Source organism: Jatrophihabitans sp. (genome assembly GCF_036000465.1).
In the GTDB taxonomy this organism is placed as follows: Bacteria; Actinomycetota; Actinomycetes; order Mycobacteriales; family Jatrophihabitantaceae; genus Jatrophihabitans.
On record NZ_DASYFV010000011.1, the window covers coordinates 1 to 15,042 of the forward strand.

Genomic DNA, 15,042 nt, shown 5'->3' on the forward strand with positions numbered 1-15,042 from the left:
GCGGGAAGCTCGCTTCAAGATGAGATCTCCCATCCTTTATGGAGTAAGGCCCCCGGCTAGACCACCGGGTTGATAGGCCGGAAGTGGAAGCGTGGTAACACGTGCAGCTGACCGGTACTAATAGGCCGAGGACTTGCCACACACTTCATTTTATGTCGCGTCCACTGTGCAGTTCCCGGGGTACGGTCCCCGTAGTCTCGGCTACGGTGCGGACCATATCTCCATAGAGTTTCGGCGACCATAGCGAGAGGGAAACGCCCGGTCCCATCCCGAACCCGGAAGCTAAGCCTCTCAGCGCCGATGGTACTGCGCGGGCCACTGCGTGGGAGAGTAGGACGTCGCCGGACACAATTTCCAATGAGGGTCGTTCGGTTCGCCGAACGGCCCTCATTGCGTTTAAGTGTCTCAAGGGATGGAAGTGTTATGTCAGGCTCGAATCCGACCGCCGGCGGTAACCGGTCCGGCCGCCCCGCCGCTCGCAACGGGAATCCGGCTGCTCGAGGCGGAAGTGGCCGAGGCTCGGGCGCGGGCCGCCCGGTGAGCGGTGACCGATCCGTGTCATCCGGCCGTGGTGCTGGTCGTCCGACCAGCGGCGCCGGACGCCCGATCGGATCAGGTCGGTCGTCCGATCCGCGGGGTCGGTCGGTGGACCGTCGCGATGAGGCGCGCGGCGATCGTGGCTTCGAATCTCGCCGCGACAGCGGGCGGACCTTCGACCGTCCCCATCGCGACTCGCCTGGTTCCTCCCGCGGTACCGAACGCCGTTCCGACGATCCGCGTTCGAGCGGTGCGCGGACCTCGGGCTCGTATCGCGCGTCTGGTTCCCACCGATCCGATACCGCGCGCACGCCCGAGGGGCGCGACGCGCGACCGGCTCGATCCGCGGGGTCGGAGTCCGACCCGCGGCGGAGTGGTCGCCCGAGCTCGTCGGGACGTCCGTCGTCGCCCACGCGCGGCGGGCGGCCGTTCGCCGGCGGCAGTGGCTCGGCTCGAGGCGGTCCCCGCGATGCTCAGGGAGCGCGACGCTCCGCCGCGCCCCGGCGCCCCGAGCGCGCCGGCGAGTTCGACTTCGACTCCGGTCCCGCCGCCGCTCCGAAGTACCCGCGACGCGACATCCGTCCGAACGCACCCCGAGCCGTCGCCCCGCGCGCGCCACGACGCGAAATGGTGCCGGGCCAGGAGCTTCCGCCGGTGCCCGAGGATGTCGACACCTCCGTCCTCGACCGCGATATCCGGGCCGAGCTGCGGTCGCTGAGCAAACCGAACGCGGACGCCGTCGCGGCGTACCTCGTCGCCGCCGGAGAAGCTCTGGACACCGATCCTCGTCGAGCCCTCGCGCTGGCTCAGGCTGCGCGCGTTCGGGCCGCGCGGGTCGGCGCGGTCCGAGAGGCGGTCGGCGTCGCCGCCTACCACGCCGGTGAGTGGACCGAGGCCCTGACCGAGCTCCGCACCGCCAGACGGATCACCGGCGATCCGCGCAACCTGCCGCTGCTGGCCGACTGTGAGCGGGCGTTGGGTCGCCCAGCGCAGGCGTTGCGCCTGCTCAGCGATCCGGAGGTGTCCAAGCTCGACCCCGAGTCGCGGGCCGAGTTGTTCATCGTGATCGCGGGCGCGCGTCGCGATCTCGGCCAGCTCGACGCCGCGCTGGCCGTGCTCGCGCGCGGTGGGCTCGACACGAATCGCCCACGTCCGGGTTCCGCGCGCCTCTGGTACGCCTACGCCGATGCGCTGGAGGCGGCCGGTCGGGTTCAGGACGCTGCGACCTGGTTCGCCAACTCGGCCGCGATCGATCCCGAGGGTGAGCTCGACGCCGTCGATCGGGCCGCGGCGCTGCTGTGAGGTAGAGACACGCGTTAGCACGACCCACCGACAGGCCCTGTGGACATCGTCCACAGGGCCTGTCGTCGTCCACAGATGTGCCCGACCGGCCCGCATCCCCGATTCGCCGGGCGACGATGTGGCCATGACAGAGACGCCCGTACGCGAGTCCGACAACTTTGTCTTCCTGCGTGGCCGGCTCGCGGCCGAGCCGGAGGAGAAGGAACTACCGAGCGGTGACCGGATGACGGTCTTCCGGCTCACCGTGGCCCGACCGGTATCCGATCGGGTCCGGGTCGACAGCCTGGAGTGCGTGACCACGAAGGCGCGGGCCCGCCGTTCCCTCGCCCGCGCTCAGCCGGGTGACGAGCTCGAGGTACAGGGCAGCCTGCACCGGCGTTTCTGGCGCAGCCCGGCCGGAGCGGCGAGCCGCTACTCGGTCGACGCCGAATCCGTCCGAGCGGTCAGGGCAGCACGGAGAGCGAACGCATGACCAGGCCCGACGCCGGCTTGGGCGTGAACAACGTCGACTTCCTGGGCATCCGGGCTCCGTGGGCCGCGACGGCGGCGACGGCGGCGACCGGCGTCGGCCGGAGCAGGAGAGCGAATCCGCCCGCGGCCCTTCCCGCCTCGATCGCCTCGGTGACACTGTGCGCGTAGCCGACCGAGTCGACATCATCGCGCAGCCCGAGAGTGCGCTCGACCAGACCGCGGTGCACGACCGTCACATCAAGGTCGGCGAGTGCGGCCGGCTCGTCCGCCCGGATTGCTGCGGCGGCGAGCGTTCCGTCGGGATCGGTGACCAGCACCGTTCGATCGCCGTCGGTCAGTACGACGGCGAATCCGGGCGCGCTGTCGGCCGCCGCGAGCACGGACTGCGGATCGGTGTCGTGACGGTCTTCGATCGTGGTCGATCCGCGCAGCCGCTCGAGCGCCTCGTGGAGCGGCAGCCCGTTGATCACCCGGTGGATCGCGTGGACCTGCGGCCCGTACGCCGACGAGTCGACGAGCAGCGCGAGCCCGCGATCCCACGGACCGGGGCCGTCGATGTCGCGGCGCAGGCGCTGCCGCTCGCGGTAGGTGGCGTAACGGTGGTGTCCGTCAGCGATCAGCGCCCGGCGGGTCCCCAGATCGGCCGCCACGGCCTCGTGCACGGCCGGATCGGTCACCGTCCACAGCCGGTGCACCAGCCCGTCGGGAGTGGTGGCCTCGGCCGTCGACCGCGACGGGTCGACGTCGCGCACCACCTGCGAGGCCGCGCCACCCCCGTCGTAGACGAGGTAGATCGGTTCGAGATCCGCGTCGGTCGCGGTCATCACGGCCAGGCGGTCCGCCACCGGGCCGGCCATGGTGTTCTCGTGCGGCAGGATTACGCCGTCGTCCGGGTCACGCAGTTCGACCGCGCCCATCAAGCCACGAGTGACCGAGCCGTTGCCGTCGTTCATCTCGTAGACGTACAGCGCCGGCGCGTCGTCGACGGCGAACAGGCCGCTCTTCACCCAACGGCGCAGCAGCTCGGACGCCTCGGCGTATCCGGTCGGCGTCGGGTCGGGCAGCACCACTGCGACGACGTTGTCAGGGTCGCCGTCGAGCAGACGCCGGCGGGTCGCGGCGTCGATCACGTCGTACGGGGGCGACAGCAGCCGGCCGAGCCGGACATCGTCCACGTCGGGACGCAACGCGCGGAACGGCGCGAGCGAGAGCCCACGCGTCGGCGCGTCGCGTGTCGTTGCGTCAGTGGGTCCCGAGGTCATGTCTCGCGATCGTACGCAGTTCGAAGCGCGTGCCATCATGCGACCTGTGAGCTCAACCCTGCGCGGCACCGATCGTCCACTGTGCGAGATCTACGACGTCGCCCTCCTCGATCTGGACGGCGTCGTCTACATCGGGCGCGACGCGGTGCCGAACGCACCGGCGGCACTGGCCTCGGCGCGCGAGCACGGTATGCACCTGGCCTTCGTGACGAACAATGCGGCCCGACCGCCGGTCGAGGTCGCGGCGCACCTGACCGAACTGGGCATCCAGGCCGAGGCGGAAGAGGTCATCACGTCGTCGCAGGCGGCAGCCCGCTGGCTCTCCGACCACCTCGACACGGGGGCGCGAGTGCTGGTGGTCGGGACCACCGGCCTGCGGGTGGCGCTCGAGGAGCGCGGCCTGACCCCGGTCGACGACGCCAGTTCACCGGTCGACGCCGTCGTGCAGGGGTACTCGCCGACACTCGACTGGGCGCTGCTCGCCGAAGGCGCCGTTGCGATCAATTCCGGGGCGGTGTGGGTTGCCACGAATGTCGACCCGACGGTGCCGTCGCCCCGCGGACCGCTGCCGGGCAACGGTTCCCTCGTGGCGGCGTTGAAGCATGCGACCGGGGCCGAGCCGGTGGTCACCGGCAAGCCGGATCCGACTATGCACCGCGAGACACTCATCCGTACCGGCGCCCGGAAGCCGATCGTCGTCGGGGATCGGCTGGACACCGATATCGAGGGCGCGAATGCCGCCGAGTGCCCGAGCCTGCTGGTCTTCTCCGGCGTGACGACGCCGGCGGAGTTGTTGGTTGCCCCACCCGACCTGCGCCCGACCTACCTGGGAGCCGATGTCGGCGCACTGCTGACGGCCCAACCCGAGCCGGAGCCGATCGATGTCGGGGCGCGGTGCGGCCGGTGGATCGCGGTGCGGGCCGACGAGGGGCTCGAGCTGCGGTCGGCGAGCACGGACGGTCGGCATGATCGGTCGACCGGCGACGGGTCGCCGGCTGCGGGCGACGGTGATGCTCTCGACGACGACGCGCTGGATGCGCTTCGCGTGCTCTGCGCGGTCCATTGGGCGAACGGCGGCGCGACCGCCGACGATGAGGCGGCCGCGACGGCGGCGGTGGTGGTGCACGCGGCCGCCGGCGACGATGCCGCATCGGGCATGGTCAAGCGGCTCGGTCTCGGGTAGCCCGGCCCCGCGAACGGCGGACCGGCGCGGGGCGGGCGCTGCCTCAGAAGATGGAGCGCAGCTTGAGCAGGTCGCGCACGCCGGCCTGTACCTTGATCCGGCCCGAGGCCCAGGCCTTGGCCAGATTGAGCTCGCCGTCGACCAGACGCAACAGGTCGTCGCTGGTCATGGTGAGCCGGATCTGGGCGGTGGGATTCTGGATCTGAGCGATGTCGGTCAGTTGGCCGTCGTGCAGCCGGCCGCCGAAGACGATGGCCAGGTCGTTGAGCGAGCAACTCAGACTGCGATCGAACCCGTTCGCCGCGTTGCCCGAGTTGCCGGCCATCCGGTCGGCCAATCCGTGCAGCGCGACTTCGCACTGCTCGACTGTTGCCACGGTCGCCCTCCGTTGGTCGATCGCCCGTCGGTGTCGACGGGTGAGCGTCCCCGGACGGCCGGGAACCAGACCTCAGCGACGCTACCGCAGGGCCGGGCCGGGTACCGTTCCAGGCGTGACTGGCGCAGATCTTCCCGGCGAGCCCGGCCGACCCAGGGACATCTCCGCGACCCCGGTGCCGGCGCAGCCGCGTTCGGAATCGGCGGTGAGCCGGGCGATCGCGCAGCTCGACGGGCTCGCCGAGCGCCCGCTCGCGGAGCACCCGGACGTGTACCAGCGGGTCCACGAGGCGCTGCAGGGCGCGCTCGCCGACATCGACGACGCCTGAGCGCCGCGCGGATCAGCTAGAGAAGTGCCGAGACGTCTCTCCCGCCTTGACGCCGAACTGGTGCGTCGGGGCCTCGCTCGTTCCCGCGAGCACGCGTCGTCGCTGATCGCCGCCGGCCGGGTCGAGGTACACGGTGTGGTCGCGACGAAACCGGCGACCGGCGTGAGCGGTGACGCCTCGGTTCGGGTCAGCGACGACGCCGACGATCCGGGCTATGCATCGCGCGGAGGGCACAAGCTGGCAGGGGCGCTGGCCGCGTTCCCACAGATCGAGGTGGCCGGGCGGCGCTGCCTCGACGCGGGGGCCTCGACCGGCGGGTTCACCGATGTGCTGCTGCGGGCGGGGGCGCGCCGGGTGGTTGCCGTCGACGTGGGCTACGGGCAGCTGGCGTGGTCGCTGCGCACCGACGAGCGGGTCGAGGTGCACGACCGCACCAACGTGCGCACGTTGGAGCCGGCGACGATCGGCGGCCCGGCCGATCTGACCGTCGCCGACCTGTCCTTCATCTCCCTGCCCATCGTGCTGCCGGCGCTGACCGCGTGCACGTCGCGCGAGGGCGATCTGCTGCCGATGGTGAAGCCGCAGTTCGAGGTCGGGCGCGAGCGGCTGGGGGCGGGCGGGGTGGTGCGCGATCCGGCGCATCGGGCCGACGCCGTCGTGCACGTGGCTGGCGTCGCCGCGCGCCTCGGCTGGACGACGCGAGGTGTGGTCCGCAGCCCCTTGCCCGGCCCGTCGGGGAACGTGGAATTCTTCCTGTGGCTGCGCAATGCCGACGGCCCGACGCTGTCGGACGAGGAGATCGCAGCCGTGGTCATGCAGCCGGAAGAGGATGAGGCGCGATGAGGTCGATCCTGCTCGTCGTGCACACGACCCGGCGGCAGATCACGTCGCTCGCCGTACAGGCGGCGGTGCAGCTGCGCGAATCCGGCTTCGACGTGCGGATGCTGCCGTCCGAGGCGGCCGACTGCGCCGAGGATGCCGTACGCGTCGTCGAGTCGGCGGACGCCGCCGAGGGGTGCGAGCTGGTCCTCACCCTGGGCGGCGACGGCACGTTCCTGCGCGCGGCCGAGCTGGCCCGCCCCGCCGGGGTGCCGATGCTCGGGGTGAACCTCGGCCACGTCGGGTTCCTCGCCGGCGCCGAGCCGCACGCGCTGGCCGACAGCGTCGCCGCCATCGCGGCCGGCAACTACAGCGTCGAGGAACGGGTCACCGTCGACGCCGACATCGTGCTCGACGGCGTGGTGTCGAGCCGGGCCTGGGCGCTGAACGAGGTGAGCCTCGAACGCACCAACCGCGAACGGATGCTGGAGATCGCGGTGGCCGTCGACGAGCGGCCGCTGCTGCGCTTCGGCTGCGACGGGCTGCTCTGCTCGACCCCCACCGGCTCGACCGCCTACGCCTTCTCGGCCGGCGGCCCCATCATGTGGCCGAACGTCGACGCGATGCTCATCGTTCCGAACGCGGCCCACGCCCTGTTCTCCCGGCCGATCGTCGTCGCCCCGACCTCGACGATCGACATCGACCTCGTCAGCAGCGGTCACGAAGCCGTGCTCAGCTGCGACGGCCGGCGTTCCATCGCGATCCCGGCCGGCGCGCGGGTGCGGGTGCGGCGCGGCGAGTTGCCGGTAAAGGTCGTGCGGCTGGGGGAGCTCAGCTTCACCGACCGGCTGGTGTCGAAGTTCCAGCTGCCGGTGCGCAGCCTGCGCGAGGCGTCGTCCACGGTCGACGACAGCGAGGACTTCTGAGTCCCGGCGCCGACCTCGGCCTGTGGACCACGGCGTAGCCGGACGACCCCGGCGGGATAGCCTGCCTGGGTGCTGGACGAGCTGTCGATCCGCGGGCTCGGCGTCATCGACGAGGCCATCCTGCCGCTCGGTCCCGGGCTGACGGTCGTCACCGGCGAGACCGGCGCGGGCAAGACGATGGTCGTCACCGGCCTCCTGCTGCTCTTCGGCGGCCGGGCCGACTCGGCGCGGGTACGCACCGGCAGCGAGCAGGCCAGCGTCGACGGACGCCTGTCCCTGGTCGCCGGATCGCCCGTCGGAACGCGGGTGCGCGAGGCCGGCGGCGAGCTCGACGACGACACCGACCTGGTGCTGCGCCGCACCGTCAGCGCCTCGGGCCGCTCGCGCGCCTACGTCGGGGGCGCGGCCGCCCCGGTCGCGGTACTCGCCGGCCTGGCCGAGGATCTCGTCGCCGTGCACGGGCAGTCCGACCAGTTGCGCCTGGCCCGCCCCGCGGCACAGAGGGGCGCCCTCGACCGCTTCGCGGGTCTCGATCTCGGCCCGTACGAGGAGGCCTACGCCGCCTGGCGGGCGGCGGACGCGGCACTCTCCGACCGCACCGCGCGGGCGGCCGAGCTGCGCCGCGAGTCCGACCTGCTGAGCCACGGCGTCGCCGAGATCGAGGCGGTCGACCCGCAACCGGGGGAGGACGCCGAGCTCACCCGGCTCACCGCGCGCCTCGGCCACGCCGACGCCCTGACGACGGCGGCCCGGCTGGCGCACGACGCGATCCTGGGCGACGCCGACGATCCGACGACCGATGCCGCGAACGTGCTGTCCCTGCTGGCCGGCGCCGCTCGGGTCCTCGCCCAACAGCAGGGCGACGACGCCGAACTCGACGCGCTCGGCACCCGCCTCACCGACGTCTCGGCCGTCGCGGCCGACCTCGGGGCCGACCTGGCCGCCTACGCCGACGGGCTCGACACCGACCCGGCCCGCCTCGAGCGGGCCGAGGCCCGGCGGGCCGCGCTCGGCGCCCTGGTCCGCAAGTACTGCGACGAGCCCGAGCCGAGCGTCGACGGGGTCCTGCGCTGGGCCGCCGCCGCACGGGACCGGCTGGCCGGGATCGACGTGTCGGACGAAGCGCTCGCCGCCCTGCGCGCGCGGCGTGACGCCGCCGCGGCCGCCGTTGCCGAGCGGGCCGCGCAGGTGAGCCGGGTCCGGGCCGCCGCGGCCGCCGAACTCGCCGCCGCGGTGTCCGTCGAGCTGGCCGGCCTCGCCATGCCCGACGCCCGCCTGCTCATCGAGGTCAAGCCCCGCCCGGCCACCGCCGGGGCGCCCCACGTGAGCATCGACGGCGTCGACGCGGCCGTCACCGCCGACGGCGCCGACGAGGTCGAGTTCCTGCTCGCCCCGCACCCCGGGGCGCCCGCGCTGCCACTCGGGCGCGGTGCGTCCGGGGGTGAACTGTCGAGGGTCATGCTGGCCCTCGAGGTCTGCCTGGCCGGCACCGACCCCGTCCCGACCCTGGTCTTCGACGAGGTCGACGCCGGGGTCGGCGGCCGGGCCGCAGTCGAGGTCGGCCGGCGGCTGGCGCGACTCGCCCGGGAGCGCCAGGTGCTCGTCGTCACCCACCTCGCGCAGGTCGCCGCGTTCGCCGACCGGCACGTCGTCGTCGACAAGCCGGCATCGACCGGGTCCGGCGCCGTCACCGCCAGCGACGTCCGGCTCGTCACCGACGACGACCGCGTCGCCGAACTGGCCCGGATGCTGGCCGGTTCGGACACCTCGACGGCCCGCGACCACGCCGCGGAGTTGCTCGCCGACGCGGCCACCGACCGGGGCGCAGAGGCCACGAAACGGCGTCCGACCCGGGCGGCGAAGGGCGGCGCGACCCGTTCGGGAGCCGCGTCGGGCACCCGACGCCGAGCCTGATTGACGGCGAAACGGCCCGCGTGGCAGTCCGACCAGGCCGGATCCGAGTGGCAGCATAGGCAGCCATGAAGCTCGCACCCCTTCGCCGTCGTACCGATGCCCTGCCGGGCGTCAGCGGGGTCGCGCGGCTCGACCGCAGCACCCCGCGACTCACCGGCCGGCTCAATCCCGGCGACATCGCGATCATCGACCACGTCGACCTCGACCGGGCCACCGCCGAGGCCCTGGTCGCGGCCAAGCCGGTGGCGATCATCAACGCCCAGCCCTGCATCTCGGGCCGTTACCCGAACCTCGGGCCGCAGCTGATCGTCTCGCACGGCATCGTGCTGCTCGACAACGTGGGCGCCGAGATCTTCGCCTCGGTCAAGGAGGGCACGAAGATCCGGATCGACGGCCACACCGTGTTCGTGGGGCCGAACCCGGTGCTGACCGGCACGCTGCAGGACATCGAGACCGTGCAGGCCCTCATGCTCGAGGCAAAGTCGGGCCTGTCCTCGCAGCTCGAGGCGTTCGCCGTCAACACCGCCGAGTTCATGGGCCGGGAGCGTTCGCTGCTGCTCGACGGCGTCGGCATCCCGGAGATCAGGACGTCGATGGCGAAGCGGCACGTGCTGGTCGTCGTCCGCAGCCACGACCACGCGGCCGACCTCAAGTCGCTCAAGCACTACATCCGCGAGTTCAAGCCGGTGCTGATCGGGGTCGACGGCGGGGCCGACGCGCTGCTCGAGGCCGGGCACAAGCCGCACATCATCGTCGGCAACATGGACACCGTGTCCGACGCCGCGCTGGCGACGGGCGCCGAGGTCGTCGTCCACGCCATGCCGGACGGTCGCGCCCCCGGCCTCGCCCGCGTGCAGGACCTCGGCATCGATGCGGCGACCTTCCCGACGTCGGGCACCAGTGAGGACGCCGCGCTGCTGCTCGCCGACGAGCAGGGGGCCGACCTGGTCGTCGCCGTCGGCAGCCACGCGAACCTGACCGAGTTCCTCGACCGAGGCCGCGAGGGGATGGCGTCGTCGTTCCTGACCCGGCTGCGGCTCGGGGCGAAGCTCGTCGACGCGAAGAGCGTCAACCGGCTCTACCGCAATCGCATCTCCGGGGCCGCGCTGCTGCTGCTCGTCATCGCGGCCATGGTGGCGATCGTCGCCGCCCTGGCCGTCTCCGACGCCGGCCGCACGTACCTGCACGGGCTCGAAAACAGCTGGACCCACTTCGTCAACTGGCTACAGGACCTTTTCTCGTGATCTCTTTCCGTTACCACATCGTCTCCGTCGTCGCGATCTTCCTGGCCCTCGCGCTGGGCATCGTGGTCGGCACGACCGCCCTCAACGGCCCCATCACCAAGGACCTGCGCAACCAGGTCAACGACCTGAAGAAGCAGCGCGACGCGCTGACCGCGCAGTCGAAGACGCTGCAGGGTCAGGTCGACGACGCCGGGCAGTTCGCCTCGACCTACGGCACCCAGATCGTGGCCAACGCCCTGCCCGGGAAGTCGGTGCTCATCGTCAGCCTGCCCGGGGCGACCAACGGCATCGTCGACGGCATCACCAAGCAGGTCACCGCCGCGGGCGGCAAGGTCGGCGGTCAGGTCACGATCACCAAGGATTACCTCGACACGACCCGGGCGGACGGCATCAAGTCACTCGCCACCGGGCCGGCCCACCCCGTCGGCTGGACCGCGCCGGAGACCAACGACGCCGGCCAGCTGGGCGGCTCGCTGCTCGCCTACGTCCTGCTCGGCAAGGGCCAGCCGACCGACCTGACCCAGGTGCTCGGCGGGTTCTCCGAACTGCACATGGTCACCCTCGACCGCAGCAGCATCACGCCGTCGACCTCGGTCATCGTGGTCGGCCGGGGCACGCTGCCCGCGCGCGACTACGGCGGTGCGGCCGAGCTGGCCCTCGTCTCGGCGCTGGCCCGCACCGGCGGCAAGGTGGTCGTCGCCGGTGACGACGCCGCGGCGGCCAAGGGCGGCATCGTCGCGCTCACCCGCAACACCTCGGGCACCCGCGACGCCGTGTCGAGCGTCGACGACGCCGACACCGCGTTCGGTCAGGTGTCGGCGGTGCTCGCCCTCGCCAACGCGCTGAAGGGCCAGCTCGGGCATTACGGTACTGAGCAGGGCGCCGACGCCCTGTTCCCGTCCCCGACCCGATAGGCGCCATGGACATCCCGACACCTCCGGCTGCGGTCGCGGCGCTGGCCGCGTTCGTCCGCGACCGGCTGGCCGACGTGTCGGGCACCATCGCCCCCCTGCTCGCCGCCCGCCGCGACGACGTCGAGGTCGGGCCGGGGTCGGCCGTCGACCGCAGCGTGGCGGCGGCCCGACAGCTGGCGACGGTCATCGTTGGGGCGGCGGCACCGTTCGCGCCGACGTCCTACTCGCGGGCCCGGCTGATCCGGCAGATGCACGCGAGCGGGCTGTTGAGCGCCGAGGAGGCGCGGCGCACCGAGGTCGTGCTGGACGCCGAGGAGTCGTGGACCCGACTCGTCGATCCGGGCGAGCCGCGCCGGGCACCCGGCGCGCCGTGACGACGATGCGAGCCGCCTGACGTGCTCGTGTTAGCGTGAACTTCCGTGGATCGAGCCGCTAATGCGACCAAACATCTGTTCGTGACCGGAGGCGTCGCCTCCTCACTCGGCAAGGGTTTGACGGCCTCCAGCCTCGGGTCCCTTCTGAAGGCGCGCGGGCTCCGCGTGACCATGCAGAAGCTCGACCCGTACCTGAACGTCGACCCCGGGACGATGAACCCGTTCCAGCACGGCGAGGTCTTCGTGACCGAGGACGGCGCCGAGACCGACCTCGACATCGGGCACTACGAACGCTTCCTCGACACCGACCTCGTCGGCTCGGCGAACGTCACGACCGGTCAGGTCTACTCGACGGTCATCGCCAAGGAGCGCCGCGGCGAGTACCTCGGCGACACGGTGCAGGTCATCCCGCACATCACCAACGAGATCAAGGACCGCATCCGGGCGATGGCCGAGCCCGGACCGGACGGTCTGGCCCCGCACATCGTCATCACCGAGATCGGCGGCACCGTCGGCGACATCGAGTCGCTGCCGTTCCTCGAGGCCGCGCGGCAGGTGCGCCACGACGTCGGGCGCGACAACTGCTTCTTCCTGCACGTGTCGCTGGTGCCCTACCTGGCGCCGTCGGGCGAGCTCAAGACCAAGCCGACCCAGCACTCGGTCGCCGCGCTGCGCAGCATCGGCATCAGCCCGGACGCCGTCGTGTGCCGCTCCGACCGCGAGCTGCCCGAGAGCGTCAAGCGCAAGATCTCGCTCATGTGCGACGTCGACGCCGAGGCCGTCGTGGCCGCCGTCGACGCCCCGAGCATCTACGAGATCCCCAAGGTGCTGCACGCCGAAGGCCTGGACGCCTACGTGGTGCGCCGGCTCGGACTGCAGTTCCGCGACGTCGACTGGACGGTGTGGGGCGACCTGCTCGACCGGGTCCACCACCCCAAGGCCGACGTCACCGTCGGCCTGGTCGGCAAGTACATCGACCTGCCCGACGCCTATCTGTCGGTCGTCGAGGCGCTGCGGGCCGGCGGGTTCGCCCATCGGGCCAAGGTGACGATCCGCTGGGTCCCGTCGGACTCGTGCGAGACGCCGCACGGCGCCGCGCACGCGCTCGCCGGGCTCGACGGCATCATCGTTCCCGGCGGGTTCGGCATCCGCGGCATCGAGGGCAAGGTGGGCGCGCTCACGCACGCCCGCGAGCGCGGCATCCCGGCCCTGGGCCTCTGCCTGGGCCTGCAGTGCATGGTCATCGAGGCCGCCCGCAACCTCGCCGGCATCGCCGAGGCCAACTCGGCCGAGTTCGAGCCCGAGACCCCGCACCCGGTGATCGCCACCATGGCCAGCCAGATCGCGGTCGTGTCGGGCGAGGCCGACCTCGGCGGCACCATGCGGCTGGGCGCCTACCCGGCCAACCTGGTGCCCGGTTCGGTGGTGGCGAGCGCCTACGGCAGCACGAGCGTGTCGGAGCGGCACCGGCACCGCTACGAGGTCAACAACGCCTACCGCGAGCAGCTCGAGAAGGCCGGGCTGATCGTGTCGGGGGAATCGCCCGACGGCCGGTTGGTCGAGTTCGTCGAGCTGCCCTCCGACGTGCACCCGTTCTACGCGGCCACGCAGGCGCACCCCGAGCTGAAGTCGCGCCCGACCCGGGCCCACCCGCTGTTCCGCGCGTTCGTCGGGGCCGCGCTCGCCTACAACGCCGCCGAGCGACTGCCCGTCGAGATCCCGGGCGAGGACGCCGACGACGCCGCTCCGAAGCCGGGCCCGGCGGCGGCCGAGACCGCTGAGCCGGTGCGGGCCGCGAGCGCCTGATGGGGGAGCAGGACGACTTCGACGTCGTCGGATCGGAGACGGTCTTCGACGGTCGCATCGTCACCGTGCGCCGCGACCAGGTGCGCATGGGCGACGGCACGGTGGCGGTCCGCGAGGTCGTCGACCACATGGGCGCGGTCGGGGTCGTGGCCCTCGACGACGACGGCAACGTGGTGCTCGTCAACCAGTACCGGCACCCGGTGAGCGCCCGTCTCGACGAGCTCCCGGCCGGCCTGCTGGACGTGCGGGGCGAGTCGGCGCTGGACGGCGCCAAGCGGGAACTGGCCGAGGAGGCCGGGCTCGTCGCCGACGACTGGCAGGTGCTGCTCGACCTGCACACCTCGCCCGGCATCTCGACCGAGGCGATCCGGTTGTACCTGGCCCGTGGACTGCACGAGGTCGGCGACGACCACGGCTTCGAGCCCGAGCACGAAGAGGTCAGCATGACCGTCCGGCGCGAACCGCTCAGCGAGGCGGTGCGGCGTGCGCTGTCGGGGGCGATGACGAATGCGACGGCCGTGGCCGGGCTGCTCGCCGCCGTGCACGGTCGAGCGACCGGTTGGCGGGACCTGCGCCCGGCCGACGCCCCGTGGCCGGCCCGGCCGGGGCGCTGAGCGGGTGCGGACCGTAGCGGCCGGGCGGCTCGCCCCTGACGCCGTCGTCCGGGGCTATCTGGATCACCTCGCCGTCGAGCGCGGGGTCGCCGCCAACACGCTGAGCTCCTACCGGCGCGACCTCCTTCGCTACGTCGACTACCTCGAGACGCGGGCCGTCGAGTCGGTGGCGGCGATCGACCCGACGGTGGTGAGCGGCTTCCTGGCCTACCTGCGCGAGGGCGACGAGGACCATCCGGCGCTGTCGGCGTCCTCGGCGGCGCGGGCGGTCGTCGCCGTGCGGGGCCTGCACCGGTTCGCGCTGCGCGAGGGACTCGTCGCCGTCGACGTGTCACGCGAGGTGCGCCCGGCCGCGCCGCCGCGGCGGCTGCCCAAGGCCATCACCGTCGACGACGTGGAGCGGCTGCTGGAGGCCGCCGGGTACGCCCGGACGTCGCTCGCGATGCGCGACCGCGCATTGCTGGAGCTGCTCTACGGCACCGGCGCCCGCATCTCCGAGGCCGTCGGCCTGGACGTCGACGACGTCGACCTCACCGAGAACACCGTGCTGCTGTCGGGCAAGGGTGGCAAGCAGCGCCGGGTGCCGGTGGGGTCGTTCGCGGCCAAGGCGGTGACGACCTACCTGGTGCAGGCCCGGCCCGAGCTGGCCGCGGCCGGCACCGGCACGCCGCGGCTGTTCCTGAACTCGCGCGGCGGCCCGCTGTCGCGGCAGTCGGCCTGGGTGGTGCTGCGTACCGCCGCCGAGCGGGCCGGGCTCACCGCGACCATCTCGCCGCACACCCTGCGCCACTCGTTCGCCACGCACCTCATGGAGGGCGGGGCCGACGTCCGGGTCGTGCAGGAACTGCTGGGGCACGCCTCGGTGACGACGACCCAGATCTACACGCTCGTCACGGTCGACACGCTGCGTGAGGTCTACGCGGCCGCACACCCGCGAGCGGGTAGAGGTGTGGAGTCGCGAGCGGGTAGAGG

At 72.5% G+C, this 15,042-nt stretch carries 14 protein-coding genes, 2 rRNA genes and 1 pseudogene; 15 read left to right on the forward strand and 2 right to left on the reverse strand.

Going from position 1 to position 15,042, the window contains the following annotated elements; genetic code table 11:
- The 4 genes from VGN18_RS03370 to VGN18_RS03385 all read left to right on the forward strand — a co-directional run.
- Nucleotides 1-141, forward strand: a 23S ribosomal RNA gene (locus VGN18_RS03370); the annotation flags it as partial.
- 89 nt (nucleotides 142-230) lie between these two features.
- Nucleotides 231-347 (forward strand): 5S ribosomal RNA (gene rrf / locus VGN18_RS03375).
- 844 nt (nucleotides 348-1,191) lie between these two features.
- Nucleotides 1,192-1,839 (forward strand): tetratricopeptide repeat protein, encoded by a 648-nt coding sequence (locus VGN18_RS03380; RefSeq protein WP_327538225.1) that lies wholly within the window; start codon nucleotides 1,192-1,194, stop codon nucleotides 1,837-1,839.
- Between the two features lie 124 nt (nucleotides 1,840-1,963).
- A complete protein-coding gene (locus VGN18_RS03385; protein WP_327538226.1) occupies nucleotides 1,964-2,311 on the forward strand; it encodes a single-stranded DNA-binding protein in 348 nt (115 codons plus the stop codon).
- Here the strand turns inward: VGN18_RS03385 and VGN18_RS03390 are convergent.
- Complete coding sequence (locus tag VGN18_RS03390) at nucleotides 2,283-3,572, reverse strand: DUF1015 domain-containing protein (protein ID WP_327538227.1); 1,290 nt, start codon at nucleotides 3,570-3,572, stop codon at nucleotides 2,283-2,285. The genes VGN18_RS03385 and VGN18_RS03390 overlap by 29 nt on opposite strands.
- Nucleotides 3,573-3,609: 37 nt before the next feature.
- On the opposite strand from VGN18_RS03390, the gene VGN18_RS03395 reads away from it, so the two are divergent.
- Nucleotides 3,610-4,755 carry an HAD-IIA family hydrolase gene (locus tag VGN18_RS03395; RefSeq protein WP_414655009.1) on the forward strand — a complete coding sequence of 382 codons (1,146 nt, stop codon included), beginning with the start codon at nucleotides 3,610-3,612 and terminating at the stop codon, nucleotides 4,753-4,755.
- Nucleotides 4,756-4,798: 43 nt separating this feature from the next.
- Here the strand turns inward: VGN18_RS03395 and VGN18_RS03400 are convergent, their stop codons facing one another.
- On the reverse strand, nucleotides 4,799-5,131 hold the full coding sequence (locus VGN18_RS03400; RefSeq protein ID WP_327538229.1) for an alkyl sulfatase C-terminal domain-containing protein: 333 nt from the start codon (nucleotides 5,129-5,131) through the stop codon (nucleotides 4,799-4,801).
- A 115-nt stretch (nucleotides 5,132-5,246) separates the two neighbouring features.
- Between VGN18_RS03400 and VGN18_RS03405 the strand changes: the two genes are divergently transcribed.
- The 10 genes and pseudogenes from VGN18_RS03405 to xerD form a co-directional block, all read left to right on the forward strand.
- Nucleotides 5,247-5,459: a hypothetical protein gene (locus VGN18_RS03405; RefSeq protein ID WP_327538230.1), complete on the forward strand. Its 213-nt coding sequence runs from the start codon at nucleotides 5,247-5,249 to the stop codon at nucleotides 5,457-5,459.
- Nucleotides 5,460-5,483: 24 nt separating this feature from the next.
- Nucleotides 5,484-6,302: a TlyA family RNA methyltransferase gene (locus VGN18_RS03410; protein WP_327538231.1), complete on the forward strand. Its 819-nt coding sequence runs from the start codon at nucleotides 5,484-5,486 to the stop codon at nucleotides 6,300-6,302.
- Nucleotides 6,299-7,204 (forward strand): NAD kinase, encoded by a 906-nt coding sequence (locus tag VGN18_RS03415; RefSeq protein WP_327538232.1) that lies wholly within the window; start codon nucleotides 6,299-6,301, stop codon nucleotides 7,202-7,204. Before VGN18_RS03410 ends, VGN18_RS03415 begins: the two co-directional genes overlap by 4 nt.
- Nucleotides 7,205-7,273: 69 nt before the next feature.
- Nucleotides 7,274-9,118: a DNA repair protein RecN gene (recN, locus tag VGN18_RS03420; protein ID WP_327538233.1), complete on the forward strand. Its 1,845-nt coding sequence runs from the start codon at nucleotides 7,274-7,276 to the stop codon at nucleotides 9,116-9,118.
- Nucleotides 9,119-9,183: 65 nt separating this feature from the next.
- A complete protein-coding gene (gene steA, locus VGN18_RS03425) occupies nucleotides 9,184-10,362 on the forward strand; it encodes a putative cytokinetic ring protein SteA (RefSeq protein WP_327538234.1) in 1,179 nt (392 codons plus the stop codon).
- Nucleotides 10,359-11,276: a copper transporter gene (locus VGN18_RS03430; protein ID WP_327538235.1), complete on the forward strand. Its 918-nt coding sequence runs from the start codon at nucleotides 10,359-10,361 to the stop codon at nucleotides 11,274-11,276. Before steA ends, VGN18_RS03430 begins: the two co-directional genes overlap by 4 nt.
- A gap of 5 nt (nucleotides 11,277-11,281) precedes the next feature.
- The gene (locus VGN18_RS03435) at nucleotides 11,282-11,650 is read left to right on the forward strand and encodes a hypothetical protein (protein ID WP_327538236.1); all 369 of its coding nucleotides are present in this window, start codon (nucleotides 11,282-11,284) and stop codon (nucleotides 11,648-11,650) included.
- Nucleotides 11,651-11,695: 45 nt separating this feature from the next.
- Nucleotides 11,696-13,456: a CTP synthase gene (locus VGN18_RS03440; protein WP_327538237.1), complete on the forward strand. Its 1,761-nt coding sequence runs from the start codon at nucleotides 11,696-11,698 to the stop codon at nucleotides 13,454-13,456.
- Entirely contained in the window at nucleotides 13,456-14,070 is a 615-nt protein-coding gene (locus tag VGN18_RS03445; protein WP_327538238.1) for an NUDIX hydrolase, read from the forward strand. The genes VGN18_RS03440 and VGN18_RS03445 overlap by 1 nt, the downstream gene beginning before the upstream one ends.
- 4 nt (nucleotides 14,071-14,074) lie before the next feature.
- Nucleotides 14,075-15,010, forward strand: a pseudogene (gene xerD, locus VGN18_RS03450) (site-specific tyrosine recombinase XerD); the annotation flags it as partial.
- Between the last annotated feature and the right edge of the window lie 32 nt (nucleotides 15,011-15,042).

Excerpts from the sequence above, each read along its gene's own strand:
- VGN18_RS03385 (WP_327538226.1), top strand. The coding sequence starts at position 1,964 with ATGACAGAGACGCCCGTACGCGAGTCCGACAACTTTGTCTTCCTGCGT.
- VGN18_RS03390 (WP_327538227.1), bottom strand. The coding sequence starts at position 3,572 with ATGACCTCGGGACCCACTGACGCAACGACACGCGACGCGCCGACGCGT.
- VGN18_RS03395 (WP_414655009.1), top strand. The coding sequence starts at position 3,610 with ATGCGACCTGTGAGCTCAACCCTGCGCGGCACCGATCGTCCACTGTGC.
- VGN18_RS03415 (WP_327538232.1), top strand. The coding sequence starts at position 6,299 with ATGAGGTCGATCCTGCTCGTCGTGCACACGACCCGGCGGCAGATCACG.
- steA (WP_327538234.1), top strand. The coding sequence starts at position 9,184 with ATGAAGCTCGCACCCCTTCGCCGTCGTACCGATGCCCTGCCGGGCGTC.
- VGN18_RS03435 (WP_327538236.1), top strand. The coding sequence starts at position 11,282 with ATGGACATCCCGACACCTCCGGCTGCGGTCGCGGCGCTGGCCGCGTTC.
- VGN18_RS03445 (WP_327538238.1), top strand. The coding sequence starts at position 13,456 with ATGGGGGAGCAGGACGACTTCGACGTCGTCGGATCGGAGACGGTCTTC.